The organism is Thermoactinomyces vulgaris (genome assembly GCF_003688725.1).
In the GTDB taxonomy this organism is placed as follows: domain Bacteria; phylum Bacillota; class Bacilli; order Thermoactinomycetales; family Thermoactinomycetaceae; genus Thermoactinomyces; species Thermoactinomyces vulgaris.
The window spans coordinates 1-18,875 of the sequence record NZ_REFP01000010.1 but is presented as its reverse complement, the minus strand read 5'-3'; the positions used below and the strand labels follow the sequence as shown (position 1 = coordinate 18,875).

Annotated in this window: 17 protein-coding genes; 16 read left to right on the top strand and 1 reads right to left on the bottom strand. The window is 41.4% G+C overall.

All coding sequences use genetic code 11. The features are described 5' to 3' along the window. Nucleotides 1–72 precede the first annotated feature (72 nt). Nucleotides 73–1,434, bottom strand: coding sequence for a helix-turn-helix domain-containing protein (locus ATH33_RS09520; protein WP_037994255.1), 1,362 nt, complete (start codon nucleotides 1,432–1,434; stop codon nucleotides 73–75). A 253-nt stretch (nucleotides 1,435–1,687) separates the two neighbouring features. On the opposite strand from ATH33_RS09520, the gene ATH33_RS09515 reads away from it, so the two are divergent. The 16 genes from ATH33_RS09515 to ATH33_RS09440 all read left to right on the top strand — a co-directional run bounded on the left by ATH33_RS09515 (nucleotide 1,688) and on the right by ATH33_RS09440 (nucleotide 18,714). Then, nucleotides 1,688–1,957: a hypothetical protein gene (locus tag ATH33_RS09515; protein WP_049719708.1), complete on the top strand. Its 270-nt coding sequence runs from the start codon at nucleotides 1,688–1,690 to the stop codon at nucleotides 1,955–1,957. Between the two features lie 89 nt (nucleotides 1,958–2,046). Then, entirely contained in the window at nucleotides 2,047–3,516 is a 1,470-nt protein-coding gene (locus tag ATH33_RS09510) for a flavin monoamine oxidase family protein (protein WP_369792442.1), read from the top strand. 141 nt (nucleotides 3,517–3,657) lie between these two features. Beyond that, a complete protein-coding gene (locus tag ATH33_RS09505; RefSeq protein ID WP_121874348.1) occupies nucleotides 3,658–5,811 on the top strand; it encodes a DNA topoisomerase III in 2,154 nt (717 codons plus the stop codon). Nucleotides 5,812–6,159: 348 nt separating this feature from the next. Further along, a complete protein-coding gene (locus tag ATH33_RS09500; RefSeq protein ID WP_121874347.1) occupies nucleotides 6,160–7,548 on the top strand; it encodes a Tle-like phospholipase domain-containing protein in 1,389 nt (462 codons plus the stop codon). A 6-nt stretch (nucleotides 7,549–7,554) separates the two neighbouring features. Continuing rightward, the gene (locus ATH33_RS09495) at nucleotides 7,555–8,301 is read left to right on the top strand and encodes a hypothetical protein (protein WP_147437075.1); all 747 of its coding nucleotides are present in this window, start codon (nucleotides 7,555–7,557) and stop codon (nucleotides 8,299–8,301) included. A 218-nt stretch (nucleotides 8,302–8,519) separates the two neighbouring features. Next, entirely contained in the window at nucleotides 8,520–9,164 is a 645-nt protein-coding gene (locus ATH33_RS09490) for a hypothetical protein (RefSeq protein ID WP_147437074.1), read from the top strand. A 303-nt stretch (nucleotides 9,165–9,467) separates the two neighbouring features. Then, on the top strand, nucleotides 9,468–9,725 hold the full coding sequence (locus ATH33_RS09485) for a hypothetical protein (protein WP_147437073.1): 258 nt from the start codon (nucleotides 9,468–9,470) through the stop codon (nucleotides 9,723–9,725). A 229-nt stretch (nucleotides 9,726–9,954) separates the two neighbouring features. Next, nucleotides 9,955–10,596 carry a hypothetical protein gene (locus ATH33_RS09480; RefSeq protein ID WP_037998409.1) on the top strand — a complete coding sequence of 214 codons (642 nt, stop codon included), beginning with the start codon at nucleotides 9,955–9,957 and terminating at the stop codon, nucleotides 10,594–10,596. Between the two features lie 124 nt (nucleotides 10,597–10,720). Further along, nucleotides 10,721–11,449 carry a hypothetical protein gene (locus ATH33_RS09475; RefSeq protein WP_037998408.1) on the top strand — a complete coding sequence of 243 codons (729 nt, stop codon included), beginning with the start codon at nucleotides 10,721–10,723 and terminating at the stop codon, nucleotides 11,447–11,449. 121 nt (nucleotides 11,450–11,570) lie between these two features. Continuing rightward, nucleotides 11,571–12,302, top strand: a complete 732-nt coding sequence (locus ATH33_RS09470) for a hypothetical protein (RefSeq protein WP_121874344.1) — start codon at nucleotides 11,571–11,573, stop codon at nucleotides 12,300–12,302. A 121-nt stretch (nucleotides 12,303–12,423) separates the two neighbouring features. Further along, nucleotides 12,424–13,152, top strand: coding sequence for a hypothetical protein (locus tag ATH33_RS09465; protein WP_121874343.1), 729 nt, complete (start codon nucleotides 12,424–12,426; stop codon nucleotides 13,150–13,152). A gap of 136 nt (nucleotides 13,153–13,288) precedes the next feature. Continuing rightward, a complete protein-coding gene (locus ATH33_RS09460) occupies nucleotides 13,289–14,020 on the top strand; it encodes a hypothetical protein (protein ID WP_147437072.1) in 732 nt (243 codons plus the stop codon). Between the two features lie 214 nt (nucleotides 14,021–14,234). Further along, nucleotides 14,235–15,419, top strand: coding sequence for an alpha/beta hydrolase family protein (locus ATH33_RS09455; protein WP_131470848.1), 1,185 nt, complete (start codon nucleotides 14,235–14,237; stop codon nucleotides 15,417–15,419). Between the two features lie 264 nt (nucleotides 15,420–15,683). Next, the gene (locus ATH33_RS09450; RefSeq protein WP_037994264.1) at nucleotides 15,684–17,099 is read left to right on the top strand and encodes a Tle-like phospholipase domain-containing protein; all 1,416 of its coding nucleotides are present in this window, start codon (nucleotides 15,684–15,686) and stop codon (nucleotides 17,097–17,099) included. A gap of 116 nt (nucleotides 17,100–17,215) precedes the next feature. Continuing rightward, complete coding sequence (locus ATH33_RS09445) at nucleotides 17,216–17,860, top strand: hypothetical protein (protein WP_037994266.1); 645 nt, start codon at nucleotides 17,216–17,218, stop codon at nucleotides 17,858–17,860. Nucleotides 17,861–17,982: 122 nt separating this feature from the next. Next, nucleotides 17,983–18,714 (top strand): hypothetical protein, encoded by a 732-nt coding sequence (locus ATH33_RS09440; RefSeq protein WP_049719725.1) that lies wholly within the window; start codon nucleotides 17,983–17,985, stop codon nucleotides 18,712–18,714. Nucleotides 18,715–18,875: the final 161 nt, after the last annotated feature.

Genomic DNA, 18,875 nt, shown 5'->3' with positions numbered 1-18,875 from the left:
TATAGAGACAAACATTGCTGATATCCCATGAAGAACACCTCCCGGGGATGAGACCGGGAGGTGTTCGTGTTTTTAAGGGGAGTCGGCGGGGAGGATCACGGGCAGGGTTTCTTCCTTCTTCCTGCCTTTGACATGGGAATGGAGGAAATCCAAGGCAAAGGCATGGGTATGAAGTTCTCCCAGCTTGTCCAGATGCGTGCCGATCAGAAGATGGATCCGGTCGGTTAAGTCGGAAAACGAATAGTTTGTCGCGATTTGGAGCGCTTGCTTTAATGTTTGAAAAGCTTTGAGGTTTTCGTTTTGCAGAAAAAAGCTGTTTGCCATGAGCATCAAGGCTTCGCACTCATGGTAAGCCAGGCCTGCTTTTCTGCTGGATGCAAACGCCTTGAGGGAATAATTGCGGGCCGGTTCCGCTTGTTTCTTTTTTTCATGCAACGTGGCCAGCTGTATGTAAAGATAAGCGGACAATCCCGCCTTTCGCACCTTTTTTTCCAACTGTTGCGCGGTTTCCAGACAGATTTCCGCTTGATGAAGCTGTCCGGAATCGATGTAAATCCGGCCCAGCATTCCCCAAAACTTCATCAGGCGATCCGCCATCTTATCCACGCGGGCCAGTTCAATTCCTTTTAATGCCGATTGGATGGCCTGAGCGTGCATCCGGGCTTTGGCCAAGATGGAAGAACGGACGTCATAATGATGCAGGAGAGCTTCTTTGCTGAGATATCCGGCTTGCTCTTTTTTCAATTCATTCAAGGTGTTTTGCGCTTCTTCCAGGCGGTTCAGTTTTTCAAGATAAATGGCCTGATTGACCAGAATGATTTCTTTTAAATACCTTCTTTCCCCCTCTTCCTGAAAACATTCCCGTGCCTGTTTGGCATACCGGAGTGCTGAACCGTATTGGTCTGCCATGTACTCCAGCCGGCTTAACCCGTTATAACTGGCAGAATGCAAGTTGCTTTCGGCCATCTCCGGATATTGTTGTTCCAGTTGTAAAATCGCCTCCGTAAAATGTTTCTGCGCTTTTTTCCCCCTCTTTTTCCCGGCGTAAGCTTTGCCTTTCAAATAATGCGCCCACACAGAGAGCGGATGGTCATCGTGAATGTTCAGTTCCCTTAATTGTGCCAGTCCCGGGTCCGGGCTGATCAGATCGATGATCGTTTCGACGGCCGTCAGCTTCAATTTGACGGTCTCATTGATCTTTTCTTCTTTTGTCTTTTGCATGGAAAAACACGTTAAGTCTTCTTCCACTCCCAGCTTTTTCAGGACATATTCCAATTTTTCCTCACTGACTTGCCCTTTGCCGTTTTCAATCGAGCTTAAAACGGGTTGGGTCAACTTTTCATCCGTCAGATCCGTCTGGCGGAGTTTTCGTTTTTTCCGCTGCTGGCGGACAAACTTCCCGAGTGCCAAGCGATCAATTTGTTCTTTGCTCATTCCATTCACCTCAAAAAATTTTCCGTCCGGTTTTGTTGATATATTTGTGGGAACATTCCGTTTATTTGGTTTGGTAATCCAAATATCCGGAGGGTTTGTTTAAATATTTAATTCGCATTCAGAAATATCATGAATAAATAAGAGAATTTAATTATTTTTGCTAAATTTGCAAATATTTTTCGTAAATTATATACTATTTTCGGATAAATCTTCAACCATTTCATGGAAAATCCAAGGAAGGGGACAGTGAACCGTGTTGAAGTTAAACATCGAAGGAACCGAAAGCGAAGTGGAGAAATTTTTGCAGGACATGCAAAAAATGTACTTGTATGTCGCGGTCAAACGCGACGGCAATGAAGAAAGAACCGAGGTTTGTTGTGAGGCCAAAAAAGTGAAACACACCCGGGTCCGGATTCAGACTGAAGACGGGAAAATGATTGAAATTCCCTGTTGGGATTTGGAGGTTTTCAAAGAAGAGAAAAAATCGGTGTGGAAATTTAAGTCCTACGATATTTTCGCGTAAATCCGACCGGATGGGGAAAAACTGGGGACTTGGATGCTTAAAAGGACTGGAAACGCATAGGATATAGTATTCCATGTCCTTGGAGGTAAATCATGAATCCTTTTATCCCCTCGTTATCCAATGAAGAAATGATCTCCATCATCCAAAAAGGACTCGGCCGGACATCCCAACCGAAACGGATCATTGTGGTTGGAGCGGGAATGGCCGGATTGGTGGCTGCTTCTTTGTTGAAAGAAGCCGGGCATGAAGTGATCCTTTTGGAATCCTCAGATCGTGTGGGAGGAAGGGTTTATACCATCCGGTCACCGTTTGAAAACGGGGAGTATATGGAGGCCGGAGCCATGCGCATTCCCAATACCCATCATTTGACATTGGCGTATATCCGGAAATTCGGGCTGATGCTTCGGCCGTTTGTGAATTCCACTCCCAACGATCTGATTTTTGTCAATAATGTGTTGGTGCGGCAGAAAGAGTATGAACGAAATCCGGATGTCTTGAGGTTTCCGGTCAATGCATATGAAAAAGGGAAAACGATCAGCAATTTGCTCAAACTGGCCGTTTCCCCGATCACTCAGTTCATCGAAGAAGATCCGGAACAGCGGTGGATTACGGTGATTAAAGAATTTGACAAATATTCTGTCGATTCATTTTTCCGGTACAATCCGGTGGGATGGACCCTGTCGCCGGCAGCGATTGAACAAATCCTGGTGCTCGCGGATTTGGAAGGGCTTCCCGAATTGTCTTTTCTAGAGGCGTTGCGTGAACTGATCCTTCTTGAAAGCCCGGATGTTTCTTTTTATGAGGTGGCCGGAGGGATGGATCAATTGCCGAAAGCCTTTTTGCCGCAACTTCGGCCCAACATTTTGTTCCGGCACAAGATGACCCGGATTGTGCAAAATGAACGGGAAGTCACCATTTATGCCCTGGATCAAAATTCGAGGACGGTTCAAGTGACCGGAGATGCCGCCATCATCACGATTCCTTTTTCCGCTTTTCAATATGTGGACGTCGAGCCGTACGATTCTTTTTCGCATGCCAAATGGAAGGCGATCCGGCAATTGCATTACGTGGCTTCCACCAAAATCGGAATCCAGTTTAACAAACGGTTTTGGGAAGACGCGGGACTGTTTGGCGGGAAAATGATCACCGACCAGCCGACCCGCTTCACCTATTTTCCCAGTCATGGGTTTGGCAGTGACACCGGCGTGGTGCTGGCCAGTTACACATGGGAGGATCATGCATTGATTTGGGATGGATTGTCCCTGGATCAACAAATCAAAGAATGCATGGATGAGCTGATGAAAGTTTTCGGCCCCTCGATCGAAAACCATGTCGTGACGGGCGCTTCCTTCAGTTGGCAAAAATATCCGCATACCAACGGTGGATTCTCGATGTTTAAACCGGAACAGGAAAGCGAGTTGTTTCCGGCCGTTATTGCGCCGGAAGGAAGGGTGTACTTTGCAGGGGAACATGCTTCCTATACGAGAACATGGATCCAGGGAGCGATTGAATCCGGAATCCGGGCAGCCCACGATGTCCACCGGCGGGATGAACCATAAGCCTGTATGGGATGGATCAGGCTTATTTTTTTTGCCTGTTTTCCACAAGGGGGGGATGCAAACTGGTACTCTGCCGAAAACAGTGGTAGAGTGAGATTGGTAATCTTTTTTGCGTGGATTGAAAGGATGTTAAGAATCAAGATGAAAAAATCAGTGGTACTTGCAGAAAAACCTTCCGTCGGCCGGGATCTTGCCCGTGTCCTCGGTTGCCGCAAAAAAGGAAATGGCTTTATGGAAGGAGACAAATATATCGTGACATGGGCATTCGGCCATCTTGTCACATTGGCGGAACCGGAAGCCTATGACAAAAAGTACAAAGTCTGGCGGATGGAAGATCTGCCGATTTTGCCCCAACCCTTGAAACAAGTGGTGATCCGGAAAACGAGCAAACAATTTCACCAGATCAAGAAGCTGATGTCCCGACCGGATGTGAAAAACATTGTCATTGCCACCGATGCCGGCCGGGAAGGGGAACTGGTGGCCTGGTGGATTATTGAAAAAGCCCGGGTCAAAAAGCCGGTCAAGCGTTTGTGGATTTCCTCCGTCACCGACAAGGCGATCAAAGAAGGTTTTAAAAAACTGAAGGACGGAAAACTGTACGAAAACTTATACCGTTCCGCGGTGGCCCGGGCGGAAGCGGATTGGGTGGTTGGCATTAATGCGACCAGGGCGTTGACCAGCAAGTATAATGCCTCGCTTTCATGCGGACGGGTCCAGACCCCCACGTTGGCCATGATTGCCCGCCGCGAAGAGGAGATCAAAAACTTCCAGCCGAAGACATTTTACGGGGTGGAAGCGGTCACGGACAAAGGGTTGAAATTCACTTGGAAAAAAGGCCGGAGCTTTCGCAAAGAAATTTGCGAAAACATCGTGTCCGCAGGCAAAGGAAAGAAACTTTCCATCACCCATGCCAGCCGGAAAAAGAAAAAGAAATGGGCGCCTGCCCTTTACGACTTGACCGAATTGCAACGGGAAGCCAACCAGCGGTACGGATTTTCCGCCAAAGAAACCTTGTCGACGCTTCAGCAATTGTATGAAACACACAAAGTGGTCACCTATCCGCGCACGGATTCCCGTTATTTATCTTCCGACATCGTGGATACGTTAAAAGAGCGGATCGAAGCCTGCCGGGTGGGTCCGTATGCGGAGTTTGCCCGGCAAGCAAAACAAGGGGTGAAAGCCGGCGCCCATTTCGTGGATGACCGGAAAGTTTCTGATCACCATGCCATCATTCCGACCGAAGAGCCGGTCCGGTTGGAAGACCTCAGCCCCCGGGGACGAAAGATTTTTGATCTGGTGGTGCGAAGGTTTTTTGCCGTGTTGTTCCCACCCTTTGAATATGAGGAGATCAAGTTGGAGGGAACCATCGGAGGGGAACCATTCATCGCCGGCGGGAAAACCGTGTTGTCCCCCGGCTGGAAACAAGTGGCCGGCAGCGAACCGGAAGCCGACATGAACCCGGCATTATCCCGGGTTCAGCCCGGCGAGGAGCTGACCGTCCGGTCTTTGAAGTTGACGCAAGGGGAAACGGAGCCGCCGGAACGCTTTACCGAAGGCACCTTGATCGCCGCCATGGAAAATCCGGTGAAATACATGGAAACCGACCGGAAAGATTTGATCAAAACGATCGGGGAAACGGGCGGGCTCGGAACCGTGGCCACCCGGGCGGATATCATCGAGAAATTGTTTGACAGCTATTATATTGAAAAGAAAGGAAAATACATTTACCTCACCTCCACCGGGAGACAACTGCTCGATTTGGTCCCGGAGGAGCTGAAATCGCCGGAACTCACTGCGAAATGGGAACAAAAACTGCAATCGATCGCTAACGGGAAATTGAAAAAAGAAAGCTTCTTGCGTGAGATGAGGGATTATGCCAAACGGGTGGTCCATGAGATCAAAGCCAGCGAACGCACCTTCCGCCATGACAACCTGACAGCCACCCGCTGTCCGGACTGCGGCAAGCGGCTGCTTGAAGTCAAGAACAAAAAAGGAAGAATGCTGGTTTGCCAGGACCGGTCCTGCGGTTACCGGAAAAACCTGGCCCGCATCACCAATGTCCACTGCCCCGAATGCAGAAAGCGGATGGAACTGCGCGGGGAAGGAGAGGGGCGCATCTTTGTCTGTTCTTGCGGTTTTCGGGAAAAATACGCCTCTTTCAAAGAACGGATGGAAAAAGAGCAAAAAAGCAAAGTCTCGCGAAAAGAAATCAATCGCTATCTCAAACAACAGGAGGAACTGTCCAATCCGGCTCTCAAAGAAGCCTTGTCCAAACTCTTTTCCTCCAATGAATGAGAATTCTCCCCGTCTTTTCAACCCTGCTGAAAAGGCGGGGGTTTTTTATATTCTTCGGATCATCACAAAAGGAAACCGAAAGAACAAGGTTAAATGGATAAACCTTGATTTGGATCAAAAACGGTGATCCAACATTAAAAAAGATGGGCAGAATGGGATCTGTCCATCTTTTTTGCAGATTGCAGGAGGAAAAGTATCGTTCACCAACGTATTTCTTCGTTTTTTAAAGTCAAATTTAGAATTTTTTTATAATTATTAATATTAGCAAAAGGAGAAGGAAGAAAAACCATCGATTTCAAAGTTTTTAATGACACGGACTCACAGGTAAAGAGGTGAAAGGTTGCCAAAATGAAAACGATACATCATGGGAAACTCTTCTTATGCTTCATTTTGGTTGCATGTGCCCTGGTCACACCAACCGCCTATGCAACCGGCGGCGGGGGTTTCGATGTTCCAGAGATCCATGAGGATTTCAACCAGGGAAAACCGGCTCCGGCTCCCACACCGACGGAGGAGCTGAACGTTGCCCCGTCCAAGCAGGAAAAAGGATTCTTCAGCAAAATGGGAGACGTTGTCTCCGGCTCTTGGAACAAATTAAAAGACGGGGTCTCCAACACCTGGAACAACCTGAAAAACGGCGCGAAAAAAGCTTGGAACACCGCCGCATCCGCCACCAAAAATGCGGCCCAAAAAGCCTGGGATTGGATGACCTCCACAGCAGGCAAAATCACCGGGGGAATTGTGCTTGGAATCACAGCCCTTACCGGATTGTTCAGTAAGTTTGGACACCAGATAAAAAATGGAGTTCAGCGGGCATATAGCAGTGTTCGACAGTCAATAGAAAATTGGTTATATCCCAATGGGACGTTAAAGGATCGTGAAGTGACTGATAGACAGTTGGCATTTGCATCAGATATGACTTATAAAGATGTAATCTCAGAGAAAAATATAGAAACTTATCTTGGTGAAGATTGGTCAGAAGATAAAAGCTTAAGTCTTGACTTGTCTAATGGGCTACAAGCTCATGTGTTTGTTAACTCCACCACAAAAGAAATGATTATTGCTTTCCGGGGCACAGAACCTGATCAGTGGCAAGATATTGTAATCGGTGATGGGCCCATTGCTTTGGGGAATGACAGTAGTTTGGTTAATTCACAAGTAAATAAGGCACGCATTTTTGTGAAAGAACAGATTTTAAGTAATGAAAAGTATAAGCATTATAAAAAGACCATTACGGGGCATTCTTTAGGAGGATATTTAGCTGCTGATTGTGCAGCCAGATATAAAATTCCAGCAGTCACTTTTAATGCCCCGGGAAACAACCTGTTCCCAAATGTGAATGGGAGTACTTTGCTTGGATCTTTAGGTGGTCCTAAAGGGGCTGCTGTGTTAACTGCTGGAAGTTATGTGATAAATCTTACAGATCCTCATGTACAAGTGGATATTATTAAAGAGTCCACAGGCGCATATGATAAACTGATTCGCAACTATCGTTTTAATGATGATGTAGTGGGATCGGTTGGCTATCGACTGGGAGAAACTTATGATATTGATAAAGCCGGTAAAGTAACGTTAGATGAGGGACTAGATAACAAATTAAATATCAATGTTTTTTCGGGAAGTCATGGCATTTCTAATTTCACAACCGGGTACGATGAAGATACAAAGGAAAAATTAGATACACCCATTCCAAATTTATATGAGAAAAATAATGGAAATATTGCCCCAAGGGAGTGAATTCGGTTGAGAGGAAAGTGGATACCAATCATTTGTGTTTGTGTCATTGTTATGATGCTGACCGGTTGTCAAACAAATTCCGTTGATACATTACCAAAGGAAGAGGGAAAGCAAATGAGTCAAGAGGAAAAAAAACAACTGAAGGATAAAGCTGTTCAGCATATTAAAAGTACATACAATAAAGAGTTTGTTGTAACAAAAGTGGAGTGTGTTCGAGAGTTTAATTCCAATTGTTTTATAACGGGAAATGTGAAAGATGAGAACAATACAGAAATAACTGTTTATTGGATGCCTCCAGAGATAAAAGATGATTATGTGCTTGTGAAATGGGATCAGGAGTTAGAACCAAAAATCAAGGAAATTTCAAATAAACACTTTGAAATAAAGAGAATCGAAACTATCTCTTATACCAATGGGACAAAAACGAATAAATATACCGGAGAGATTCCATCCGTGTATGAAGTGCTGAAAAACGGGGGAGATAAGGATTATTTGTTTAAATGGACTGGAGAAATTTATAAAAACGGAGGGAAGTATGAACAATCAATAAAAAACTTTTTAGAGGAAATCGAAGAAATGAATTTTAATAGGGTACGAGTAACGATTTATGTTTATGATGATCAATTAAAAACATCGACAACAAAAGAAGATGAAGGAAAATACTTATTATACGAATATGTAATTTCGATTGATGATATTCAAAAAGCGGAAATTGATTCAATAAATTTGAATCAATATAAAACTGTATACTGATTTAGATGAATATGGGGATGGGCAAGAAAGATATTGGCCCATCCCTAAATTTATGGCTAAGTCAATGGGACAGCGGAATTTATATAATGATCTTAACAATTGTTTGATGATAGGAAGGGAGTAGAAAAAAGGTGAATATCCAAAGAAGCTGGATTGTTTTCATCCTGTTGTTTGTATTCCTGTTGGCCGGATGCACAGGCACAGGAGGCATGAGGGACATGGATTGGTCAGAAGAGAAAAAAATCAAAGAAAAAGCCATTCAGTATATCAAGGATACATACAATAAAGATTTTAAAGTATCCGATGTAAGTAAGGACCGTTTCACAGGACAAACTTATACAGTTAGAGGGAATGTCAAAGATCAAAAGAACACTCAAGTATCCGTTATTATGGAACCGAATGAAATCAGGGATACATATGTTGAGACATTATGGACGGAAGAATTAACTCCAAAAATTACGTCGTTGGTCAAAAAGGATTTTGATGTGAGAAGGATCGAGAATATTGGCTTTTCAGATGGGACGAAAAAAGATAAGTATACAGGGAAAATTCCTTCAGTGTTTGAAGTTTTGAAAAATGGAGTTGATCCGGAATATAAGCTAAATGTGACCTTAAGGGTTTATGAGCAAAATGGTCAATATGAACAAGGAATCAAAAACTTTCTAAAAGAATTAAAAAGGTTAAACTTTAACCAAGTTGGAGTAACAATTTTTGTTGCAGATGATGAATTAAAATCAGCACCAAAGGAAGCTGAAGAAAGTCAATATACCTTATACCGCTATAATATTCATTTTGAAGATATCCAAAACATAGACATTGATCATCATGATCTGAATCAATATAAGACAGTCATTAAAGAATAGAGAAACGGGGATGGGCAGAAAGAAATCGGCCCATCCCTAAATTTATGGCAAAGTCAATGGGACAGAGGAATTTATATAATGATCTTTAATCATAACAATTGTTTGATGAGAAGAAAGGAGTAGAAAAAAGGTGAATATCCAAAGAATCTGGATTCTTTTCATCCTGTTGTTTGTGTTCTTGGCGACCGGATGCACAGGCACCGGAGGCATAGGTAATTTGGATCTGGCAGAAGAAAAAGAGATCAAAGAAAATCAATACAATATATCAAGGATACATATAACAAAGATTTTGAAGTGAGTGAAGTGAACAAGGGACAAGCTGCCGGACTCATCCGTGTACGGGGATTTGTGAAAGACGGAAAAGATACGGAAGCGACGGTTTTTTGGAAAAAAGAAGAGGAAATGGATGACACCTATCTCACGGAATTATGGACGAAAGAATTGACCCCGAGAATCAAAGATATGTTGAACAAACATATGAGTGTGAGAAGCGTTGACCATGTTTCCTATAATGACGGAACTGTGGAAGCATTGAAGAAGCCGATGATAAAGACGGATTAGATCAACGATTAACGGCGAAGTTTGGTCATAAAATAGGTAATTTTACTGATAGTAGCAAATCACCGATTCCAAATCTCTATGATCAGGATGGAAATCTTGTATCGAGGAAAAGGAGTGTGAAAATGGAGTGAGAACTATAAAAAGCTTTTTAATAGTCTTCTTTATGTGTTCATTGTTATTGACAGGTTGTCAGGTTGGTTCTACAGGTTCAAATGAAGGAGAGAGAGAGATGTATCAATTGGAAGATGAAGAATTAAAGGAAAAAGCTGCACAGTATATAAAAGAAAAGTACCAAAAAGAATTTGAAGTAAAAGGAATAAATAGAGGCAGGGTGACAGGCACAGTTTATGTGGATGGGATCGTGAAGGATGGAAAAGATACGGAAACTAGCATAATATGGGAACGTAACGGACAAGTAGGGGATACATACGTTTCTGTATTATGGACAAATGAGTTGAAACCAAAAATTGAAGCACTCGCAAACAAACACATGGAAGTAAGGCGTATTGAAGACATTGTGTATAGTAGTGGAAAAATAGATAAATATACAGGCAATATCCCATCTGTTTTTGAAGTATTAAAAAACGGAGGGGATCCGGATTTTGCGCTACAAGTTACATTACGAGTATATGAACATGCCGGCCAGTTTGAGAAAGGATTAAAAGAATATTTAGATGAAATTAAAGGGCTTGGCATAAATGAGATTATAATAACGGTTTTCGTTGTAGATGATCAGTTGAAATCTGCACAGGAAGACGTAAAAGAAAGTAGCTACACCTTATATCGCTACAATATTGTGATCAATGATATTCAAAAAGTAGATATTGTCAATCTTGATCTGAATCAATATAAGACAGTCATCAAAGAATAGAGAAATAGGGATGGGCAGAAAGAAATCGGCCCATCCCTAAATTTATGGCTAAGGTCAATGGGACAGAGGAATTTATATAATGATTTTAGCGATTGACTGAAGATAAGAAAGGAGTGGAAAAAAGATGAATTTCAAAAGAATCTGGGTCTTGACTATCATGTTGTTTGCATGTTTGGTGGCTGGATGCACGGGAGGTATGGGAGAGTTGGATCAAGCCGAAGAGAAAGAAATCAAAGAAAAAGCGATTCAATATATCAAAGATAAGTACCAAAAAGAGTATGTGGTGTCTGAGGTAGTCAAAAACCCGGCAACAGGTCAGGCTTATACAATCAGAGGGAACATCAAAGATGACCAAAACACCAGGGTAACGGTAATTATAGAACTGCCAGATGAAATCAGAGATACATATGTAGGGAAATTATGGTCAGAGGAATTAAAACCAGAAATCACTTCTTTGGCGGAAAAGTATATGGATATAAATACTGTGGAAGATATTGCTTACACAAGTGGAACGAAAGGTGACAGCGTTCGTGGAGAAATTCCTTCCGTTTTTGAACATCTGAAAAATGGTGGAGATCAGCAGTTTACATTGTCGATTTCATTAAGAATCTATGAACAAAATGGGCAATATGAACAAGGGATTAAGCGCTTTTTGAAAGAACTAAGGGGTATGCATTTTCATGAGGTAGTGATGGAGATTTTTGTTTCCGATGACGAATTAAAAACCGTATCAGAAAAAGCCGAAGAGAGTAAATATACCTTATATCGCTATAACATTTCAATTGATGATATTCAAAAAATTGATATTGATCATTACAATTTGGATCAATACAAAACAGTTCTTAAAGATTAATCAAACAGGGATGGGCAGAAAGAAATCGGTTCATCCCTAAATTTATTTGCTAAGTAATGGGACAGAGGAATTTATATAATGACCTTAGGGATTGATTGATGATAGGAAGGGAGTGGAAAAGGTGAATATCCAAAGAGGCTGGATCGTTTTCATTCTTTTGTTTGTATTCCTTGTGGCTGGATGCACAGGAACGGGAGGAGAGGGAGATATAGATCAGGCAGAAGAGAAAAAAATCAAAGAAAAAGCCATTCAGTATATCAAGGATACATATAACAAAGATTTCGAAGTATCCGAAGTAAGTAAAGATCGTTTTACAGGACAGAATTATACAGTTAGAGGGAATATAAAAGATGAGAAAAATACACAAGTATCAGTTATTATGGAACAAGGCGAAATCAGAGATACATATGTAGGTACGTTATGGACGGAAGAATTAAAACCAAAAATGACTACCTTGGCTCAAAAACATTTTGATGTAAGAGAGTTGGAACATATTGTTTTTTCTAATGGAAGAAAAAGAGATAAGTATACCGGTGACATTCCCTCTGTCTTTCATGTATTAGAAAATGGAGGAGATCCTGATTATACATTGGATTTAACATTAAGGGTTTATGAACAAAATGGTCAATATGAACAAGGAGTTAGAAGTTTTTTACAAGAGATTGAGAAATTAGGGTTTAATAAAGTGATTATAGAGATCTATGTGTCTGATGATAAATTAAAATCAATAGCTGAGGAAACTAAAGAAAGTGAATACACATTATATCGGTACAATATTGTGATTGATGACATTCAAAAAGTAGATATTGATAGTCTTGATCTGGATCGATACAAAACAGTAATCAAACATTAAACAAAAAGGGATGGGCAGAAAGACATTGGCCCATCCCTGATTTATGGTTGAGTTAATAGGACAGAGAAATTTATATAATGATCTTAGTTATTGTTTGATGAGAAAAAGGGAGTGGAAATGGTTGAGAGGAAAGTGGGGCTTGGTCATTTGTTTGATTGCTTTAACGTTAACGGGTTGTGAGTCAAGTTTAATCAATACATCCTCTGAGGAAAATCAAGAAGCAGAAAAGAAAGCAAAAGAAGTAGCAATTCAGCATATCAAGGATACATATAACAGAGAATTTAAGGTAACAAAGGTGGAGCACACACAAGTACTGGAATCCAGATATGTCATTCGCGGGACTGTTGAGGATGGAAAGGATACACCAGCTACCGTGTATTGGGTGTTACCAGATCAAGTCACTGATAGTTATGTATTAAATTATTGGAATCAGGAGTTAGAACCAAAAATCAAGGAGATTTCAAAGAAGCACTTTGATATAAAGAGAATTGAAAGCATCTCTTATACCAATGGGACATTACCGAATAAATATACCGGAGAGATTCCATCCGTGTATGAAGTTCTGAAAAACGGGGGAGATAAGGATTATTTGTTTAAATGGACTGGGGAAATTTATAAAAACGGAGGGAAGTATGAACAATCAATAAAAAACTTTTTAGAGGAAATCGAAGAAATGAATTTTAATAGGGTACGAGTAACGATTTATGTTTATGATGATCAATTAAAAACATCAACAACAAAAGAAGATGAAGGAAAATACTTATTATACGAATATGTAATTTCAATTGATGATATTCAAAAAGCGGAAATTGATTCAATAAATTTGAATCAATATAAAACTGTATACTGATTTAGATGAATATGGGGATGGGCAGAAAGAAATCGGCCCATCCCTAAATTTATGGCTAATTTAATTTGGGCAGAGGAATTTATATAATGATCTTTAATCATAACAATTGTTTGATGAGAAGAAAGGAGTGGAAAAGGTGAATATCCAAAGAAGCTGGATCGTTTTCATTCTGTTGTTTGTATTCCTTGTGGCTGGATGCACAGGAACGGGAGGCATGGGAGATATAGATCAGGCAGAAGAGAAAAAAATCAAAGAAAAAGCCATTCAGTATATCAAGGATACATATAACAAAGAATTTGAAGTGAGTGAAGTGAACAAGGGACATGCTGCCGGACTCATCCGTGTACGGGGATTTGTGAAAGACGGAAAAGATACGGAAGCGACGGTTTTTTGGAAAAAAGAAGAGGAAATGGATGACACCTATCTCACGGAATTATGGACGAAAGAATTGACCCCGAGAATCAAAGATATGTTGAACAAACATATGAGTGTGAGAAGCGTTGACCATGTTTCCTATAATGACGGAACTGCCAAAGACACGAGATATACCGGAAATATTCCTTCCATCTTTGACGTGTTGAAGAATGGAGGGAATGAAAAGTATATCTTGGAGGTGACCGGTGAAATATATGAAAACGGCGGACAGACTCCCGAAAATATCAAGTCATTTCTAAAAGAATTAAGGGATATGAATTTTCATGAGATCGGATTCGAATTCCATGTTTACGATGACCGGTTAAACGCTGATCTTGCCAAAGATGAAAATAAATATTTGTTATATCGCTATAACATTCACATCCCAAACATCCAAAAAGTGAATATCGAAAACCTTGATTTGGATCAATATAAAACCGTGATCCAACATTAAAAAAGATGGGCAGAAAATTTGTTCTGTCCATCTTTTTGCCTTATCGCAAGTCGACAAAGGATAATTTATCAAGTTATTCCTTCATTTTTTAACTCAAATATGGAATTTTTTATTATAATTATTAATATTGGCAAAAGAAAAAGGAAGAAAATCCATCGATTTCAAAGTCTTTAATGAAACGGACTCACAGGTAAAGAGGTGAATGGTTGCCAAGATGAAAAGATTACGTGACGGGAGCCTTTTGTTCTTGTTTCTTTTCGCTTCCATGGTTATTTTTCCGGTTTCAGCCCATGCCGTCGGCGGAGGGTTTGAGGTTCCCGAAATCAATGAGGATTTCCGTGAGATCAAAGAAGGACCGGCTCCCGACAAAGGGACACCGACGGCGGAAACCGGGGAAGGGAAAGGTTTTCCGGATCGTGCGGCGGACGGGATTTCCGGCTTTTTCAACCAATTAAAAAGCGGGGTCCAAAAGGCATGGGATTCCGCCATCATGGCCACCAAAAATGTGGCCCGGCAAGCATGGGACTGGGTGACATCCACTGCCGGGAAAATAACGGGAGGAATGATGCTGGTGGTCACAGCCCTCGCCGGATTGTTCGGCAAGTTCGGCCGGCAGATCCAAAGCACCGTCCAAAGAGCATACAGCAGTCTGAAGCAGAGGATGCAGAACCGGCTGTATCCGAACGGCACATTGAAAGACCGGAAAGTGACTGACCGGGAGTTGGCGATCGCCGCCATGGCATCCAAGGGGGGAACTGTCGGGCAGAAAACCGTGGACAAGCCGGGAAAAGATTGGGAGGCTGTTTCCGGTTTAAGGGAAGAGCTTCCGAACGGCTTGCAAGCCGATGTGTTTGTCAACCCCCGCACCAACGAGATGATGATTGCTTTCCGGGACACGGAGACTTTCCCGGGAAAAACGGGCAAAGGTGCTGCGGGATTTGATCAGGATGCCGTCAATGCGCAAGTGATTGCGGCCCGTAAATATTTGCAAGAAAAGATCTTCAGTGAAGAAAAATACCGCCATTATGACAAGATCCTGACGGGACATGCCTTGGGAGGATATGTCGCTGCGGACTGTGCCGCCAGATACAAGATCCCGGCCGTGACGTTTAATGTTCCAAAGTTGCCAAACGTAAGTGAGAAAACATTGTTGGGGGCATTGGGCGGGTCCAAAGGAGCCGTGGGAATGGCTCCCATGGGCAATTATGCGGTCAAAATCACAGAGGGTTCCCGTGCGGCAAAAGTCGTCAAAGAATCAACCGGTGCATACGACAAACTGATCCGCAACTATCGTTTTCCGGAAACAAGCGGGAATGATTCCGGCGGACGGTTCGGGAAAAAGGGCACACCCCTTTTTGAATTTTTCGGAAAAGTGAAGGGGAATCTTGTTCCAAGATAACTTTTGTCTTATGGGGCGGTTGGAAAGATGCATTTTCAAGGGGAAAACAAGGCGCATGTCACGCCCTTTGTTTTTTTACTTGATAAAATTTCAATATCCCCATTTGAAATTGATGAGATAAATCGGTTAAACAATTTGTGAATAGATTATGAAAAAGAAAGGAGTATTGAAAATAATGTCATATATTATATAATTTCATAGGATTTTCAGAATTCCCCTTCAGCAAGGGGACGCATCATGCAAAAGAGGTGAAAGGTTGCCAAAATGAAAACGATACATCATGGGAAACTCTTCTTATGCTTCATTTTTGTTGCATGTGTACTGGCCACACCAACTGCCTATGCAACCGGTGGCGGGAGTTTCGATGTTCCGCAGATCCATGAGGATTTCAACCAAGGAAAACCGGCTCCGGCTCCCAAGCCGACGGAGGAGCTGAACGTTACCCCGTCCAAGCAGGAGAAAGGCTTCTTCAGCCAAGTGGGAGACTTTGTCTCCGGTTCTTGGAACAAATTAAAAAACGGGGTCTCCAACACTTGGAACAACCTGAAAAACGGCGCGAAAAAGGCTTGGGACACCGCCGCATCCGCCACCAAGAAAGCGGCCCAAAAAGCCTGGGATTGGATGACCTCCACAGCAGGCAAAATTACTGGGGGAATTGTGCTTGGAATCACAGCCCTTACCGGATTGTTGAGTAAATTCGGACAACCCCTCGCCAGAGGAATCCAATCGGCCTATACGAGTTTGAAAAATCTTTTTGCGAGAAAGGGATTGGAAGGACAAAATCTGACCGCCAGTCTGGGGAATGCCGGAATGGCAGGGGGGAACAGCCAATATCCTTATGGAAAGCTGAGTGATATCAATATTTCAGATAAACAGTTGGCTGAGTTATCTGATTTAGTTTATGCTGATGAAACTGTTATAAAAGATGATTTGGATATAGTTTTAGGTGAAGAGTGGGAGATAGATTCAAATTTAAACCTTGATTTAAAAAATGGATTACAAATGTATGTATTCAAAAATATATATTCTAAGGAAATGGTGATTGCTTTTCGAGGAACTGAGCCAGACCGATGGGAAGATATTGTAATTGGTGATGGTCCGATTGCTTTAGGGAATGATATAAATCCACAAGCAATCGAAGCAAGAAAAATGATTTCAAATATAGTTAATAGTGAAGAATATAAAGGATACAAAATGGTATTGACTGGACATTCTCTTGGAGGATATTTGGCATTAGATTCAGCAACTAAATATGGAATTCCAGCAGTAACATTTAATGCTCCTGGAAAAAATTTGTTTCCTAATGTTAATGCCAGCACTATCCTAGGAGGTATTGGGGGAACATTAAGAAGTTATTTTACAAACCTGTTAAATCCCGAAGTTCGTGAAATAGCTGCTAAGGAAATAGCAGGTGCTTATGATGATCTAATTAGAAATTATCGTTATGATGATGACCTTGTTGGTTCATTAGGATATCGTCCGGGTGAAACTTATGAGATAGAATCTGATGGAAGTGTGAAAAGGGTGGACGAGTTAACCGGATTGGATAATCAAATCGGACTTGGATTATCCAGTCACGGGATTTCCAACTTTACCGGATATGACAGAGGTGAAAAAAAACCTGTAGATACACCTATTCCCGATGTATATGATGAAGATGGAAACATTGTAAAAAGGTGAGGTGTAAATTAAAGGTGTTTAGAAAAAGATGGTTTCTTGTAATATTTATGTTTGCTTTGTTGTTAACTGGTTGTCAGACAAATTCGATAGAAACAATACAGGAAGAGGGAAAGCAAATGAGTCAAGAAGAAGAGAAACAGCTCAAAGAAAAGGCAATTAAATATATTAAAGAAAAATATAATAAAGATTTTGAAGTGAGTGAAGTGAGCAAGGGACAAGCTGCCGGACTCATCCGTGTACGGGGAAAAGTGAAAGATGGAAAGGATACGGAAGTGACGGTGATTTGGGAGAAGGACAATGAAATCAAAGATACTTATGTAATAGCGTTATGGAGGCAAGAATTGAGTCCCAAAATAACAGCAATGATAAACAAATATATGGATGTAAGGCGGATTGAAAGTATTTCATACAGCAATGGGAAGAGGCCCCATAAATATAGCGGAGAAGTTCCATCTGTATTTGAAGTGTTGAAAAATGGTGGAGATAAGGACTTTACTTTAGTGATTACTGCACGAATTTATAACGATAATGGGCTGTATGAATCAGGTCTGAAAAACTTTTTGAAAGAAGCCCAATCAATGAATTTTAATAAAGTTATGATGGAAGTATTTGTTGCAGATGATGAATTGAAATCGGCCCCTGAAGACGTTAAGGAAAGCAGCTATACTCTGTATCGCTACAATATTGTTATCGATGACATTCAAAAAGTGGATATTGATAATCTTGATCTGGATCAATATAAAACGGTAATCAAAGAATAGAGAAACAGGGATGGGCAAGAAAGATATTGGCCCATCCCTAAATTTATGGCTAAGTCAATGGGACAGCGGAATTTATATAATGATCTTAACAATTGATTGATGATAGGAAGGGAGTAAAAAAGATGAATTTCAAAAGAAGCTGGATTGTTTTCATCCTGTTGTTTGTATACTTGCTGGCAGGATGCACAGGCACGGGAGGAGTGGGAGATATGGATAAAGCTGAAGAAAAAGAGATCAAAGAAAAAGCGATTCGGTATATCAAGGATACGTATAATAAGGAATATGAAGTTTCTGATGTGACGAAAGATTTTTTAAGCGGACAGATATATACAGTTGAAGGAAATATAAAAGATGATAAAAACACTTATGTAGCAATCATTATGGAACAGAATGAAATCAGGGATACTTATGTGGAAACATTATGGACCGAAGAACTCAAACCAAAGATCACGTCATTGGTTCAAAAACATTTTGATGAGAGAAAGATTGAGCACATTGCTTATTCAAATGGCCCGAAAAAAGATAAGTATACCGGAGAGATTCCATCGGTGTTTGAAGTCTTGAAAAATGAAGGGGCTCCGGATTATGAGCTAATCGTAAAATTGAGAGTCTATGAACAAAATGGCCAATATGAAAAAGGAATCAAGAGCTTTTTAGAAGAACTAAAAAAGCTGAACTTTAACCACGTTGGAGTAACAATTTTTGTTGCAGATGATGAATTAAAATCAGCACCGAAGGAAGCCGAAGAAAGTCAATATACCTTATACCGCTATAATATATCATTTGAAGATATCCAAAACATAGACATTGATCATCATGATCTGGATCAATATAAAACAGTAATCAAAGAATAAAGAAACGGGGATGGGCAGAAAGATATTGGCCCATCCCTAAATTTATGGCTAAGTCAATGGGACAGCGGAATTTATATAATGGTCTTAACGATTGTTTGATGAGAAGAAAGGAGTGGAAAAGGTGAATATCCAAAGAAGCTGGATCGTTTTCATTCTGTTGT